Here is a 15,207-nt window from a genome sequence, read left to right as displayed (position 1 = left end):
GTCAGACATATTCTCTCTCTATGTGGGGACCGACAAGCATGGGGTTTATATTGAGCAAGACCTCGTCTCCCACTTTTGCATCAATGTCGGTTATGTCTACTATAATATTGTGGGTGTTGATCTTCCCCAGTATGCGGACTTGCTTTCCACTGATGGTGACATACATCTTCTTGTTGAGCATCATTATATCCCTATATATATAGCTCGATATATCGCGGATTCTAAAGGCATCCCTTGCTTTTTCAAGTCCAAAGCCGTCCAGGTATCCCACCGGTACGATTCCTATTTTTGTATTCCTGCGGGTCTTATAAGTATTGGCGTAGCCTATGTTGTGATTTTTGGGTATTTCTTTACATTCTATAATGGTTGATTTTAAATAGCCTATCTTTTGAAGCCCACAGGTATTTTTCACAATGGTTCTGCCCAGGAAGGCTGAGCCTATGCGTGAGGCGTCCAGATGCATTTGCGGATACATCAAAAAGGCTGACGAGTTGCATATATGGAGCATGCCGGGTTGCAACCCGCTTTGGCGCATCAGGTTGACCGCGTCTATAAAGGCATTATACTGGGAGTACACAGCCTTTGTTTTTTTGGAGAACGCAAAAGAGAAGTGCGAGTATGTGCCTGTAATTCTGATGTTTTCTAAACCTTTAAGGAGTGTACAAGCTTGGGGAATTTCGCTAGGCAAAAAGCCGAATCGTCCAAACCCTGTATCTATTTTTAGATGAAAGTCTGCTGTTGTGTTGAGCTTTAAAGCCGCATCGTTTAATATTATAGCTGATGTCAGGGAACCCACAGTAGCCGTTACTTTATTTTTGACAATTAATAAGGCTTTGTCTTCCTGATTGGTGGGGGTGAGAAGAAGAACCCTTTTGAACCCATTTTTGGCTAAACGGACCGCATCCTGAATATTGGATACGCCAAAAAAATCTATCCCGTTTTCCTGTAATATGCCCGCAAATTCCAGCAGTCCAAGGCCGTAACCGTTAGCCTTTAAAATAGCGATTATCTTTGATCTCGATAAACCTTTTATGATTTCAATATTTTGGATGAGTTTATCCTTTTCAATGATCAGTTTATTCATCTAATGTTTTACCTCCGGCCGTTCTCAGGTTTTTAATGATAAAGAATCTCCTTCTCGTTTTGCGATATATCCTTTGGACTGCTTCCACGGCAAAATACACAAGCGGGTTGAATACGTAATCCAATTCACCTATGAACTCGGTAAATTTGCCACCAAATCCTTTTTTAAATCGATAAAGGCCGTACAAAGGGTGGTTTTTGTCGACGTTTCCTGATACACCCCTGAAGTCATATATATCGCAGCCCCTTTCAACAGCCCATTTGATCATTTCCCACTGCAAGAGATAGTTGGGCATTACATTCCTGTGCTGGTTGCTGCTGGCACCATAGAGATACCAGCATTTATTGCCATATGCTACCGCAATGGCTCCGGCGATCATATTTCCACGGTAGTAAGCAAGGTAAAGCCTTATATTATCGGGACCCAAGCAGTCAAGCATTTTTTCGAAATAAGAGGCGCTCCTTACAACGAATTTATCCCTTATGCCCGTTTCAACCATTATCTTGTGAAATTCAGGAATGTCATCTTTAGAGCCTATCCTGATTTCCACCCCTTTTCTCATTGCCAGCCTTATGTTGTACCTTACCTTCTGATGAAAAGACATCAGAAGCTCTTCTTCGGTCTTGTTCTTTATATCCAGGCGAAAGACAAAGCGGGGCTGTGCCCCTTCAAAATCCTTTGAATTGCTTTTGATTCTAAATCCCAGTTTTTTAACTATTTTCTGGAATTCAAGGTTATCTTTTTCCACATCAGGGTCTAATTTGAGTACATAGCTTTTATATCTCCGGGCCACCTCTCTTGCTTTATCAATCAGCTCTTTTATTGTGGCATAATCATGTATATCGCACACCGGTCCACGAGGGGAATACATTATAGTATAGTTTACAAAAGGAAGCTTTCTTATAAGCAGGCTCATTGCACCCTTGATATTGCCCTGGTTGTCTTTGACCGTTATTATTTCGTTTAGCCAGTTTGATTTAACCTCTGCCCATTTTAAGGACTGCATGAAGTGGCCTTTCGGATGCGACTGTATAAATTTTTCATATTTTTCCCTATCCACATCAGCCATGGCTGTACCTCCTCTTTATCGGTTGTGGCCCTCTTATATTAAGTACCCTTGGCTGGGGCAAAAAGTTTTTGCTTTTGGCTGTCTCTTAATAAACGTAGCATTTGAAACTTTATAATTGCCACATTGAAAATAACATAGTATTATCTCTATAGGCTGTAATGTGAGATACAAGAAAGCTTTATCTTCTACGAGATGGAGATGAATTGCTAAAAATATGATAAAATATTTTCTGGGTGATAGCTGATGTATGAGGCTCAGAAAAACCGTATAGGGTATGAGGAGCAAATACACAGGCCATTGAAGGCGCTGTGCCGCCTTTCTAAAATCTGTATAACTGACGAGAGTAACTGGCCAGTCTGCTGTTGAGCAGATATGCCAAACTTCTTATGAAGCCACCACCTCTACAGGTGCTGGTAGTTCACTATTATAATTTAAGTGGTATATAATTATAGTTAACGAAGCACGAAGGAGGAATAAAGCATACCATGCCCAATCCTAGACAAAGCAAGATACGAAATTTCTGTATAATTGCCCATATAGACCATGGGAAGTCCACCCTTGCCGATCGTTTGCTGGAGACGACCGGTACTTTGACTGAAAGGGAGATGCAGGATCAAGTACTGGATACAATGGAACTTGAACGGGAACGCGGCATTACCATTAAGGCCCAGGCTGTAAGGTTGGTGTACAAATACAAGGATGGGGAGGAGTATATATTAAACCTTATCGATACTCCGGGCCACGTGGACTTTACCTACGAGGTTTCCAAGAGCCTGGCAGCGTGTGAAGGGGCGTTGCTGGTGGTCGACGCATCCCAGGGTATACAGGCACAAACCCTTGCCAACCTCTATCTGGCTTTGGAGCATGACCTGGAGATTATACCGGTCATCAACAAGATTGACCTTCCCAGCGCACGGCCTGACTGGGCAAAGGCGCAGATTGAAGAGGTGATCGGGCTGGACGCCAAGGATGCGCCGCTTATTTCAGCAAAAAACGGCATAGGCATAGAGGAAGTGCTGGATAGGATTATTGAGAGAATTCCGCCACCCGAAGGCGATGAGGATGCTCCTTTAAGGGCCCTGATATTCGATTCGTTTTACGATAACTACCGGGGGGTTATCACATACGTCAAGATAAAAGAGGGCTCAGTAAAGCCGGGGCAGCGTATAATGATCATGTCCAATGGTAAGGAATTCGAGGTCACCGAGGTGGGTATATTCCGGCCACATCTCGTTCCTGTAGATGAGCTCAGGGCAGGAGATGTAGGCTATATCGCTGCTGGGATAAAGAATGTAGGCGACACCCGGGTGGGAGACACCATAACCAGTGCGGACAGGCCGGCTTCTGAACCTCTTCCTGGATATAAAAAGCTTCAGCCCATGGTTTACTGCGGCATTTACCCGGCCGATGGAGCAAAATACGAAGATTTGAAGGAGGCTTTGGCCAAGCTTCAGCTGAACGATGCATCGCTGGTGTTTGAGCCTGAGACGTCGGCTGCTTTGGGATTTGGTTTCAGGTGTGGCTTCCTGGGGCTGCTGCATATGGAGATCATCCAGGAGCGGCTGGAACGGGAGTATGACCTGGACCTGGTAACCACCGCTCCCAGCGTGGTGTACCGCGTATACAAGAAAAACGGCGAAATGGTGGAAGTCTCCAATCCGACCGAAATGCCGCCGCCTGCCGAGATAGACCACACGGAGGAGCCGGTGGTGAGGGCTCAAATCATAACCCTCACCGAGTATGTTGGAGACATTATGGAGCTGTGCCAGGAACGTCGCGGAGAGTACAGGCATATGGAATATCTGGAGAGCACAAGGGTGATGCTCACATACGAGCTACCGCTTAACGAGATCATATACGACTTTTTTGATGCGCTCAAGTCCAGGACAAAGGGATATGCATCGTTTGACTATGAGCTGATAGGATATAAGGAGTCGGACCTGGTTAAGCTGGACATCTTGCTCAACGGGCAGGTGGTGGATGCCCTTTCAGTCATAGTGCACAGGGATAAGGCCTATGCCAGGGGACGGGCCATCGTTCAAAAACTGAAGGAGGTCATACCGCGCCACCTGTTTGAGATACCCATTCAGGCGGCTATTGGAAGCAGGGTTATAGCCCGCGAGACCATAAAGGCCTTGAGAAAAGATGTCCTTGCCAAGTGTTACGGCGGAGACGTCACCCGCAAGAAAAAGCTGCTGGAAAAGCAGAAGGAGGGCAAGAAGAGGATGCGCCAGGTGGGCTCTGTAGAGGTTCCTCAAGAGGCTTTCATGGCCGTACTCAAGCTCAATTAGGGGAGAAGGAGAGCCATATGCGCCAACTGGGGGTTTATATACACTTTCCGTTTTGCCTCAAGAAATGCCATTACTGCGATTTTCCGTCCTATCAGGGAATGAAGCGGTGGATGGAACCTTATCTTGAGGCCCTGTTCAGGGAGATACTCGAATGGAAGGGTGAAGTTTGCGATTACGCCGTTAAAAGCATATATCTGGGTGGGGGTACTCCTACCCTTTTTTCTGGCAAGCAGATAGCCAGAGTGCTGGAGGTGTGCTTTAAGAGCTTCAATGTGCGGAAAGATGCGGAAATCACCATTGAAGCCAACCCTGGCACTGTTGACCTGGACAAGCTGTCCGCGCTAAGGGGTGCCGGAGTGAACCGCTTGAGCATAGGATTGCAGGCGTGGCAGGATAAGCATTTGAGGTTTCTGGGGAGGATACACAGCAGCAGCGATTTTGTTCAAAGCGTGATGTACGCTAAAGAGGCAGGGTTTGAAAATATAAATGTGGACGTGATGTTTGGACTGCCCTATCAGACAGTTGAGGACTGGCTGGAGACCCTTGAGAAGGTGTGTTCATTTGAGATACAGCATATATCCATGTACAGCTTGAAGGTGGAGAGCGGTACCCCATTGCATCGATGGTATGAGCAGGGAAAGTTTTCGCTTCCCACTCAGGAAGAGGACAGGCTTATGTATTACAAGGGTAGGGAGTACGTGAGCGGGTTTGGACTTAAACAGTACGAAATATCCAATTTCGCCATACCGGGTAAGGAATGTGTCCACAACCTTATATACTGGCACAACGAGGAGTATATAGGGTGCGGAAGTGGAGCGCATTCCTATTTTAATAATGAAAGGTTTTCAAATACCAGCGATGTAGAGGAGTATATACAGGCGGTGATGAATGGTACACAGAGGATAAACTACCGCGAGAAGATAGGGGAAGAGGATGAGCGCTTTGAAACCGTAATGCTGGGGCTTCGCCTGGTGGAGGGTGTCAACAAACAGAGATTTAAGGCCAGGTTTGGCAGGGACATAGAGTTCTACTATGGTAAAACCATAAAAAAGCTGATGAAGCAGGGGTTGTTGATAGATGATGAGGTCTCCATTAGGCTTACCGAAAAGGGGATGGATATTCAAAATGTCGTTTTGCTAGAATTTATGCAATAGTGCAAAAAGGTTTTCGTTTTCTGCGAAAGCCTCCAGCAAAACGGTAGCATATTAACTTGATTGCTCATGAAATGGACCCTCCGCATTATTCTTCTTTACATAATTCCTCCATAAGTTTTTGATCCTTTTCCTTTGTTTTCCTCCGACAGACAAAGACTATTTTTTGTTTGCTATACAATTCTCTGGTAGCACATTAAAACGGGCATACTTTTTAAAGGCTTCCCACAATTTTACATCAAAACAGATTGCGGTAACCTTATTGTTTGCCATATAGCTTAAAGTTAGGGCAGAGGAAAGATGAATGGCGTCAAATCCTCGCAGGGAATGAGTATAAGTCAGTTCTCCGGCCAGGTCTATCAGTTCGTCGGTAATCTTGATTTTAAAGTAGTTTTTCCAATCTTGCTTCAAGGCAGCAACAATTTCATCATGTGTACCGATATCGATAAGTTTTTCGCGGCAGGCACGTGCAAAGGCGGATCGCGCTTCAGCATAGGCAACTTTACAAGTGGCAACTATTAAAGAGTTCTGCACGGCCTCCCGAACCAGAGAAGTCCCTTCTTCGTTAATATACAGTTTAACCAAAGCGCTTGTATCAAGATATACTATCATCGCCTATCCTCCGATACAATATCGGAAACATTTCTGCCTTTGTTGATGGAATGAAGTATTGTCATTCCTCTAGGTTTTTCTCCGTTCCAGGAAGCGATTTCTTTGTCCAGCATTTCAATGATTCCCTGCGGAAGAGAATTATCTGCCGGCATCAGTTTTGCAATGGGTTTTCCTCTGTCTGTTACCTGTATTGTTTTACCGCTCTTAACCAGTTTCAAATAACGGCTCAAAGAATTTTTGAGCTGTCGTATGCCTACATATTCCATATTAGGGACACCTCCTTTGTAGCTATATTATAACCTAAATGTAGCCACATTACAAGAGAAAAAACTAGGAATATAAAGCAATTTGATTTCAAAAAGAAACAAGGCGCATTTGTAGCCCTCCTTATGGTGTGCCTTGACCATCTAATATCCTAGCAGTTTTTGAGACATTTTTGCTTCGAACACCTATTCGTGGCGGTAAATATCTTTATATCTATTCGAGGCAATAGTGCAAAAACCTATTGACAAACAATTGCTGAAGTGTTAACTTAAATATAGATTAGCACTCAACGGTCGAGAGTGCTAACAGAAAGAGGGGTGATATCTATGCAACTGGGCAAGCGTAAGCTGCAGATACTGCAGGCGGTGATAGATGATTATATCTGTTCGGGAGAGCCGGTAGGCTCCAGAACGATAGCCAAAAAATACGGCATGGGTATCAGCCCTGCTACCATAAGGAACGAAATGTCTGATCTGGAAGAGATGGGGTACTTACATCAGCCGCACACGTCAGCAGGGCGTATTCCATCGGATAAGGCATACCGGCTGTATGTAGACAAATTGATGAAGATCAGGATGCTCACCGCTGCTGAAGCTGAATACATCAAGAAGATATACGAGCAGCGCACTGCTGAAATAGAGAAGGTCATAGAGCAGGTGGCCAGGATACTGTCGGATATCACCAATTACACCTCGGTGGTGCTGGGGCCACAGCTCAATAAGGTACTGATAAAGCGCATTGAATTGATACCTGTGGACAGGCAATATGCCCTTTTGCTGGTGGTAACCTCTGCCGGTATAATAAAGGATACCATTATCCGGATACCAGCCGATGTCGATTCGGGATACCTGAACCGAGTTTCCAACATGCTTACGGTGCACTATCGCAACAAGACGTTTGCAGAGGTGGATATAAACTCCATCCAGGATGTGCAGAAGGAGATGACGAGACAGAAGGAGTTTTTCAACTCCCTGGTAGACGCTTTAACGGAGAGCATTGCTCAGAAGGAACAAACTGAGGTGTATCTGGGAGGTACCACAAATATATTCAATTTTCCGGAATACCGGGATATTAGGAAGGCCAAGGCATTTTTGAGCCTTATGGAGCAGAAAGATTTGCTGTACAGCCTTCTGAGCAAGTTCGATAAAAAAGGGGTGACCGTGGTCATAGGGACCGAGAACGAGTGCGAGCAGATGAAGGAATGCAGCATAGTGATGACTACCTACAGCATAGGAGACAAGGTGCTGGGTACTATGGGCCTTATAGGGCCTACCCGCATGGAATATTCCAAAGCGGTTTCGGTGGTCCGCTACGTGGGCGAGACGGTGAGCAAGTACTTGACTTCCCTTTTTGAGGAGTAATATAATTTTCAGGCTGTTTGCAAAATATCTTAAGGGCGGTGAATTTTTTGATGATGAATAACCAGGATTTGCCAAAAGAGGACCAATTGATGGATCAAGCCATCAATGAGAATGAGGACTTAAAGCAAAATGTCCAAGATGCTGTTGCCATTGAAGGTGACCAGGGCGATAAGCCTCTGGAAGAGCGCGATGCTGGAGGAGAGGTAGAACAGCGACAGGAGGAGGGCTGTGTGCGGGATGAGCAGCCCCTTCCTACTGTTGAGAGCCTGCAACAGCAGCTTGAAAAGGTCATGCAGGAGAGAGACGAATACCTCTCGCTGGCCCAAAGGATTCAGGCAGATTTTGACAATTACAGAAAAAGGAATAAAAACGCTATAGCCGAAGCATATGATGCTGCAACTGCCGATGTTGTAAAGTCGTTTTTGCCCATTTTGGATAACCTGGAAAGGGCTCTCGATTCGGCCAAGGAGAGTTCTTCCCATGAAGCCATTGCCAAAGGCGTTGAGATGGTTGCGCGGCAGTTCAAGGATGTACTTAAGAAGCTGGGGGTGGAAGAGATAGATGCTCTGGGTAAGGCCTTTGACCCAGAGCTTCATGAGGCTGTCATGAGAGCCGAGGCCGAGGAAGGCGTTGAGGATAACACTGTGGTTGAAGTTTTTCAAAAAGGTTATAAATACAAAGATAGGGTAATACGCCACAGCATGGTCAAAGTGGCTGTGAAGCAATAATCTTGAAATTTTAAATTGGAGGATAAAAGGAGGAATAAATATGGGAAAGGTGATTGGAATAGACCTTGGAACCACCAACTCATGCGTTGCTGTCATGGAAGGCGGACAACCGGTGGTAATTCCCAATGCAGAGGGTGCCAGAGTGACTCCTTCTGTTGTAGCGTTTACCAAAACAGGGGAGCGCTTGGTGGGGCAGGTTGCTAAGCGGCAGGCCATAACCAACCCTGAGCGCACCGTAATCTCCATAAAAAGGCATATGGGCACCAATTACAGGGTTAAAATAGATGATAAGGAGTATTCGCCTGAGGAAATATCTGCAATGATCCTCATGAAGCTGAAACAGGATGCAGAGGCCTATTTGGGTGAGAAGATAACCCAGGCCGTTATCACTGTGCCGGCTTACTTTAACGACAGCCAGCGCCAGGCTACCAAGAATGCGGGAAGGATTGCCGGGCTGGAGGTGCTACGTATAATCAACGAGCCCACCGCTGCAGCTTTGGCGTACGGCCTTGACAAAGAGGGCAACCAGAAGATACTGGTGTATGACCTGGGCGGTGGAACCTTTGACGTATCCATACTTGAAATCGGTGAGGGCGTGTTTGAAGTGCTGGCTACCAGCGGTAACAACCGCCTGGGAGGAGATGACTTTGATCAGAGGATCATCGATTATATAGCCGACGAATTTATGAAAGAGCATGGCATTGACTTGAGAAAGGATAAAATGGCTCTACAGAGGCTAAAGGAGGCGGCCGAAAAGGCAAAGATAGAGCTTTCCAGCACGCTTACCACCAACATAAATCTCCCGTTCATTACGGCCGATGCCTCGGGTCCCAAACACCTTGACATGACACTTACCAGGGCTAAGTTTGAGGAGCTGACGGCTGATTTGGTAGAGATGACCATGGGCCCGCTGAGACAGGCCCTCAAGGATGCTGGGCTTACTCCCGACGATATCGACAAGGTAATCCTTGTGGGAGGTTCCACCAGGATTCCTGCGGTTCAGGAGGCTGTGAGAAAAGCCACCGGCAAGGAGCCCTACAAGGGAATCAATCCCGACGAGTGCGTGGCAATCGGCGCCGCTATCCAGGCAGCTGTTCTGGCGGGAGAGGTAAAAGATGTGCTGTTGCTTGACGTTACGCCCCTTTCGCTGGGTATTGAGACGCTGGGCGGAGTATTCACCAAGATTATAGAGAGGAATACCACCATACCGACCAGAAAGAGCCAGATATTCACTACTGCTGCTGATGGTCAGACCAGCGTTGAGATACATGTGCTGCAGGGCGAGAGGGAGATGGCGGCTGACAACAAGACGCTTGGGCGCTTTATATTGGACGGAATACCTCCTGCTCCCAGAGGCGTACCTCAGATCGAGGTGACGTTTGACATAGACGCCAACGGCATCGTACATGTCTCTGCAAAGGACCTGGGTACAGGTAAGGAGCAGAAGATCACCATTACGGCAACTACTCACCTGTCTGAAGATGAGATACAGCGGGCCATTAAGGATGCCGAAAAGTACGCCGAGGAAGACAAGAAGCGCAGGCAGCTGGTGGAGGCCAAGAACAACGCTGACTCCCTCATCTACAATACCGAGAAGACCATGAGGGAGATGGGGGATAAGATCAGCAAGGAAGATAAGGACAGGATCCAGAAGGAGATCGAGGCCACCAGAAAGGCCATAGAGAGCAACGATATAGACAAGATCAAGGCTGCTACCGAGAAGCTCACCCAGGTCTCGTATGAAATATTCGGCAGGATATATCAGCAACAGGCCAGGGCTTCTGGTGAGGCTTCCGGCCAGGATGCACCCGGCAAGGGAAAGAGAGCAAAGGATGACGATGTGGTAGATGCCGATTATGAAGTGATGGACGACAATAAATAATTGATGTATAATAGTTTGTGTTCGCAAGCTGGAAAAAGCCAAAACCGTCACGGTTTTGGCTTTTTCCAGAATTCTTTTTTATTGCATTTGCGGTGTGAGGCATGGCGGGAAGGTGGTGAGTGGGCTTGGAAAAGAAGGACTACTATGAGATACTGGGAGTAGATCGCAACGCTACCGAGGAAGAGATCAAGAGGGCTTACAGAAATCTGGCAAAGAAGTACCATCCCGATTTGAATCCGGGTGATCCTGAAGCCGAAGCCAAGTTCAAGGAGATCAACGAGGCCTACAACGTGCTGATCAATCCCGAAACCCGTGCCCAGTATGACAGGTATGGCCATGAAGGGCCAACAGGGCAAGGGTTTGGCGGGTTTGATTTTGGCGGCATAGATGACATATTCGATATGTTCTTCGGGGATATCGGGTTTGGTACCTCCAGCAGGCGTCGAAGGAATGCGCCTGTACGGGGAGCCGATATCCGCTATGACCTGGATATATCCTTTGAGGAGGCAGCCTTTGGCACCAAGAAGGAGATAGAGGTTGCCCGCATGGAAACCTGTCCCGAATGCAAGGGTACAGGTGCAAAGAGCGGTACACAGCCTGTGACCTGTCCGGTATGTAAAGGGACGGGGGAGATCTCGTATTCACAGACTACAGCTTTTGGGCGCTTTGTAAACGTGAGGACGTGCGACAGGTGCCATGGAGAGGGCACAATAATAGAGGAGCCGTGCAAGCGCTGCAATGGCAGGAAGAAGATAAAGAGAATAAGGAAAATCAGCATAAATATCCCTGCCGGGATTGACAGCGGCCAGGTCATCACTTTAAGGGGAGAGGGTGAAGCAGGAGAGCGCGGTGGCCCACCGGGAGACCTGTACGTGTATGTAACGGTGCGACCTCACAAGATCTTCAAGCGGGAAGGATATGATGTGTACTGTGAGGTGCCCATAACCTTTGGGCAGGCAGCGCTGGGCGCAGAGATTGAGGTGCCCTCCCTTGAGGGCAAGATGAAATACCGCATCCCTGAAGGCACACAGCCGGGCACGGTATTTCGCTTGAAAAATAAAGGCATCCCGCATTTGAGAAGCAGTTCGCGGGGAGACCTGTATGTAAAGGTAAACATAGAGGTGCCCAGGCGGCTTACCGAAAAGCAGAAGGAGCTCATAAGGCAGTTTGAGGAGCTGAGCAGGGAACACAGGGAGCAAGATGAGAAAAAATCCTTTTTCGATAAGATGAAAGACGCTTTTGGCGTTTAACTGGTTGTATAGCGGTTTATCATTTCAATGAAGGCGGAGGGATGAGATATGAACTGGATAGAAATAAGCATAAAGACGACTCATGAAGGGGTTGATGTGATGGCCCAGCCCCTGTATGAAGCGGGGGTTGAGGGGGTTGTGATTGAGGACCCCAGGGAGATTTCCGCCTTCATTGAGGAAAATGCTGATTGGGAGCTGGTGGACGAGTCGATTTTGAAGGATTTAAACGATGAGGTGACCCTTAAGGGGTACTTGCCCAACGATGCCGAGTTTCACGACAAGCTCCAGTACATCAAGGAGAGGATAAAGTGGCTGAAGGAGCAGGACCTGGGCTTTGATGTGGGATCGGGCGAGCTGAGCCTTGCCAGCATGCACGAGGAGGACTGGGCAAACAGCTGGAAGAAGTATTTCAAGCCTGTTAAAGTAGGCCAAAGGATTGTGGTCAAGCCCACCTGGGAAGAATACCGCCCTCAGGAAGGCGAGATAGTGCTGGAGCTCGATCCCGGTATGGCGTTTGGAACGGGAACGCACCAGACCACCATCCTTTGCATACAGGAGCTTGAAAGACATGTTTTTCCTTCGAGCCGCGTGCTGGATGTCGGATGCGGGACGGGTATTCTGGCCATCGCTTCACTGCTTTTGGGGGCAGGGCATGCGGTGGCGGTGGACATTGATCCCAATGCCGTAAGGATTGCACGCCAAAACGCCATGCAAAATGGAGTGCTTTCCCGGATGGATGTGCTTCAGGGCAACCTGGTCGACAGGGTGGAAGGCAAATACGACCTGGTTGTGGCCAACATCATAGCCGATGCCATCATCGCACTCACCCGGCCGGTGAAGAACTTCTTGAACACCGGCGGAGTCTTCATAGCTTCGGGTATCATACTCGATCGGCTGGATGACGTGCTTGAAGCCATGAAAAGAGAAGGCTACAGGCAGATTGAACATCGTACCATGGACGACTGGGCGGTCGTGGTGGCCAGGCATGCATAGGTTTTTTATAGATAGAGAGCAAATCAGGCGAGATACGGTGATGATTGAGGGCGAGGATGCCGAGCACATCCACAGGGTGCTGCGCCTGCGCCGAGGAGATACTATAGAGCTGTGCGACGGCCAGGGAAACGATTATGAAGCCGTGATAAAGAGTGTGGGCAAAAATGGGGTTGAGGTTCATATAGAGAAGAGCTTTCCCAGTCAGGGCGAACCCAGGGTCAAGGTAGTTCTGTATCAGGCCATCCCCAAAAGCGCCAAGATGGATCTGATAATACAGAAGTGCGTTGAGCTGGGAGTGCACAAGATCGTCCCGGTGGTTACGGCAAGGACCATAGTGAAGCTCAGCGCTACGGAAGATGAAATCAAGAAGGCCTCTCGCTGGCAGAGGATTGCCAGAGAGGCGGCCAAGCAGAGCAGGAGGGGGATTATCCCTGAAGTATCCTTGCCTGTGCCGTTCAGCCGGGCGATACACCAGTCGCCTGAAATGCTTCGCATATTCCCATGGGAAAACGAAAGGAAGGCGGGGCTTAAAGGTCTTTTTGAAGCTACAAACAGCTGGGAGGATGGCATAGCCGTTATGGTAGGTCCCGAAGGTGGCTGGGAAGAGCAAGAGGTTGAAGCGGCAAGGGAGATGGGCTGGAACACCGTTTCCCTCGGGCCCAGGATATTGAGGACCGAAACGGTGGGAGTGGCTATATTATCTGCAATCATGTTTTATACAGGGGAGATGCAATGGACAGCGGAGTAGAAAGAAAGAGCGTTGCTTTTTACACCTTAGGCTGCAAGGTCAATCAGTACGATACCCAGGCCATGATGGAGCAGTTTGAAAGCCGAGGGTATCGCATAGTGGATTTCGATGAAAAGGCCGATGTGTACGTGGTCAATACCTGCACCGTGACCAACCTGGCTGATAGGAAGTCTAGACAGATGATACGCAAGGCGCATCGGACCAATCCCGATGCCGCCATTGTGGTGGTGGGCTGCTTTGCCCAGAGGTCGGCCGAGGAAGCTATGAAAATTCCAGGTGTCAAGCTGGTGCTGGGCACGCAGGATCGACACAGGATTGTAGACTTGGTGGAACAGGCGCAGTCCACCGGAGAAGTGGTGGTTGACGTCAAGGATATAATGAAGGCTAAAGAATTTGAGAGCACCCCGATAAGCTCATATGAAGGAAGGACCAGGGCCATTCTCAAGGTCCAGGAGGGCTGCAATCAGTTTTGCACTTACTGCATAATACCATACACCCGCGGTCCCATAAGGAGCAGGCACCCACAGGAGGTGCTGGAAGAGGCAAGGCGTTTGGCGGGTGCCGGGTTTAAGGAAATAGTGCTGACGGGGATTCATCTGGCTTCGTATGGAATGGACCTCCGAAAAGAACTGGAGGGCGTCAACCTGGTCTATCTGCTTGAAGGTTTAAATTCAATAGAGGGGTTGGCGAGAATACGCTTAGGTTCAATCGAACCCAACTTTATAACCCCGGAATTTGTGGAGGGCATTCAAAAACTCCGCAAGGTATGCCGACATTTTCACGTTCCGCTCCAGAGCGGCAGCGATACCGTTCTCAAAAGGATGAAAAGGCGGTACACCACAGAGCAGTACAGCCAGGCCATAGGCATGATACGTGAGAGTTTCCCCGACGCCGCCATAACCACCGACGTGATGGTGGGGTTTCCCGGGGAGACCGATGCCGAGTTTGAGGAGACCGTTAGCTTTGTACAGAAGATTGGGTTCAGCAGGCTGCACGTGTTCCAGTACTCCCGCAGGGAGGGGACCCCTGCGGCGGAATTCCCCAATCAGGTGCCGGCGAGGATAAAGGAGGAGCGCAGCCGCATACTGATAGATGTGGGGCATCGGATGGCCCGGCGCTATATGGAGGGGTTTGTGGGCAGGGTCGAGGAAGTCTATTTCGAGCAGGAAAGCCCGTATGGGCCTCAAACCTATGAGGGATACACTCAGCACTATATAAGGGTGGTGGCAAACAGCCAAGGGGATTTGAAGGGGCAAATCCTGAAAGTTCTGCTGAAGGAAGTAAGGAATGATTATATGGTGGGTAAAGTGCAAAACGGGTGATGGCAGACAGGATTTGCTGTCGGACATCCAGGGGATGAATTGATTGCGAATATGTGGTAGAATTATGTACAGGGATTGAAATTAAAACAGCGTTAGGAGGGTAACAACAGTTAAAAATAACAATACAAAATGATATAATTTTAATTGGGTGATTATCGATGTTGTTGAGTATACAAAAAGTTAAAGAAACATACAACATCAGCAGAAGTACATTAATAAATTGGGAAAAGGAAGGGTTAATAACTCCAATTAGGACACCAAAAGGGAGAAGAAGATATAAAAAAGAAGGGGAAAGACATGATAACAATACAGGCTAAACTTACTTTCCCAAGCAAGGAAGATGAGCAAATAGTGCTGGATTTAATGAGAAGATGGTCATCCTGCATGAGATATGCATATAACAGGCTTTTAGAAGGCTCGAGCAGAAACACACTAAAAAGAGAACTACAGGG

General features: G+C 47.9%; 13 protein-coding genes and 2 pseudogenes. 11 read left to right on the top strand and 4 right to left on the bottom strand.

Annotated features, from left to right (window positions below):
• Position 1: 1 nt before the first annotated feature.
• Both alr and BM241_RS02465 read right to left on the bottom strand, forming a co-directional pair.
• Positions 2-1,084: an alanine racemase gene (gene alr, locus BM241_RS02470; protein ID WP_092281962.1), complete on the bottom strand. Its 1,083-nt coding sequence runs from the start codon at positions 1,082-1,084 to the stop codon at positions 2-4.
• On the bottom strand, positions 1,077-2,153 hold the full coding sequence (locus tag BM241_RS02465; RefSeq protein ID WP_092281961.1) for a lipid II:glycine glycyltransferase FemX: 1,077 nt from the start codon (positions 2,151-2,153) through the stop codon (positions 1,077-1,079). Before BM241_RS02465 ends, alr begins: the two co-directional genes overlap by 8 nt.
• A gap of 485 nt (positions 2,154-2,638) precedes the next feature.
• On the opposite strand from BM241_RS02465, the gene lepA reads away from it, so the two are divergent.
• Both lepA and hemW read left to right on the top strand, forming a co-directional pair.
• Entirely contained in the window at positions 2,639-4,444 is a 1,806-nt protein-coding gene (gene lepA, locus BM241_RS02460) for a translation elongation factor 4 (RefSeq protein WP_092281960.1), read from the top strand.
• Positions 4,445-4,461: 17 nt separating this feature from the next.
• Positions 4,462-5,598 (top strand): radical SAM family heme chaperone HemW, encoded by a 1,137-nt coding sequence (gene hemW / locus BM241_RS02455; RefSeq protein WP_092281959.1) that lies wholly within the window; start codon positions 4,462-4,464, stop codon positions 5,596-5,598.
• Positions 5,599-5,754: 156 nt separating this feature from the next.
• Here the strand turns inward: hemW and BM241_RS02450 are convergent, their stop codons facing one another.
• Positions 5,755-6,207: a type II toxin-antitoxin system VapC family toxin gene (locus BM241_RS02450; protein WP_092281958.1), complete on the bottom strand. Its 453-nt coding sequence runs from the start codon at positions 6,205-6,207 to the stop codon at positions 5,755-5,757.
• Positions 6,204-6,473 (bottom strand): type II toxin-antitoxin system Phd/YefM family antitoxin, encoded by a 270-nt coding sequence (locus tag BM241_RS02445; protein ID WP_092281957.1) that lies wholly within the window; start codon positions 6,471-6,473, stop codon positions 6,204-6,206. The genes BM241_RS02450 and BM241_RS02445 overlap by 4 nt, the downstream gene beginning before the upstream one ends.
• 324 nt (positions 6,474-6,797) lie before the next feature.
• On the opposite strand from BM241_RS02445, the gene hrcA reads away from it, so the two are divergent.
• The 9 genes and pseudogenes from hrcA to BM241_RS13080 all read left to right on the top strand — a co-directional run.
• Positions 6,798-7,832: a heat-inducible transcriptional repressor HrcA gene (hrcA, locus tag BM241_RS02440; protein ID WP_092281956.1), complete on the top strand. Its 1,035-nt coding sequence runs from the start codon at positions 6,798-6,800 to the stop codon at positions 7,830-7,832.
• Between the two features lie 50 nt (positions 7,833-7,882).
• Positions 7,883-8,560 (top strand): nucleotide exchange factor GrpE, encoded by a 678-nt coding sequence (grpE, locus tag BM241_RS02435; protein ID WP_035146052.1) that lies wholly within the window; start codon positions 7,883-7,885, stop codon positions 8,558-8,560.
• Between the two features lie 40 nt (positions 8,561-8,600).
• Entirely contained in the window at positions 8,601-10,442 is a 1,842-nt protein-coding gene (gene dnaK, locus BM241_RS02430; protein ID WP_092281954.1) for a molecular chaperone DnaK, read from the top strand.
• A 125-nt stretch (positions 10,443-10,567) separates the two neighbouring features.
• Positions 10,568-11,692, top strand: a complete 1,125-nt coding sequence (dnaJ, locus tag BM241_RS02425) for a molecular chaperone DnaJ (RefSeq protein WP_177206071.1) — start codon at positions 10,568-10,570, stop codon at positions 11,690-11,692.
• 48 nt (positions 11,693-11,740) lie between these two features.
• Positions 11,741-12,685 carry a 50S ribosomal protein L11 methyltransferase gene (prmA, locus tag BM241_RS02420; RefSeq protein WP_025747116.1) on the top strand — a complete coding sequence of 315 codons (945 nt, stop codon included), beginning with the start codon at positions 11,741-11,743 and terminating at the stop codon, positions 12,683-12,685.
• The gene (locus BM241_RS02415) at positions 12,678-13,433 is read left to right on the top strand and encodes a 16S rRNA (uracil(1498)-N(3))-methyltransferase (protein ID WP_092281952.1); all 756 of its coding nucleotides are present in this window, start codon (positions 12,678-12,680) and stop codon (positions 13,431-13,433) included. The genes prmA and BM241_RS02415 overlap by 8 nt, the downstream gene beginning before the upstream one ends.
• Entirely contained in the window at positions 13,418-14,755 is a 1,338-nt protein-coding gene (gene mtaB / locus BM241_RS02410; protein WP_025747114.1) for a tRNA (N(6)-L-threonylcarbamoyladenosine(37)-C(2))-methylthiotransferase MtaB, read from the top strand. Before BM241_RS02415 ends, mtaB begins: the two co-directional genes overlap by 16 nt.
• Before the next feature lie 158 nt (positions 14,756-14,913).
• Positions 14,914-15,042, top strand: a pseudogene (locus BM241_RS02405) (MerR family DNA-binding transcriptional regulator); the annotation flags it as partial.
• 10 nt (positions 15,043-15,052) lie between these two features.
• Positions 15,053-15,207 (top strand): annotated as a pseudogene (locus BM241_RS13080) (IS200/IS605 family accessory protein TnpB-related protein); the annotation flags it as partial.

The sequence above is a fragment of the Caldicoprobacter faecalis genome (assembly GCF_900115765.1).
GTDB classification, from domain to species: domain Bacteria; phylum Bacillota; class Clostridia; order Caldicoprobacterales; family Caldicoprobacteraceae; genus Caldicoprobacter; species Caldicoprobacter oshimai.
Note: the sequence above shows the minus strand (reverse complement) of the source record. Positions and strands in the feature narration are given on the sequence as shown.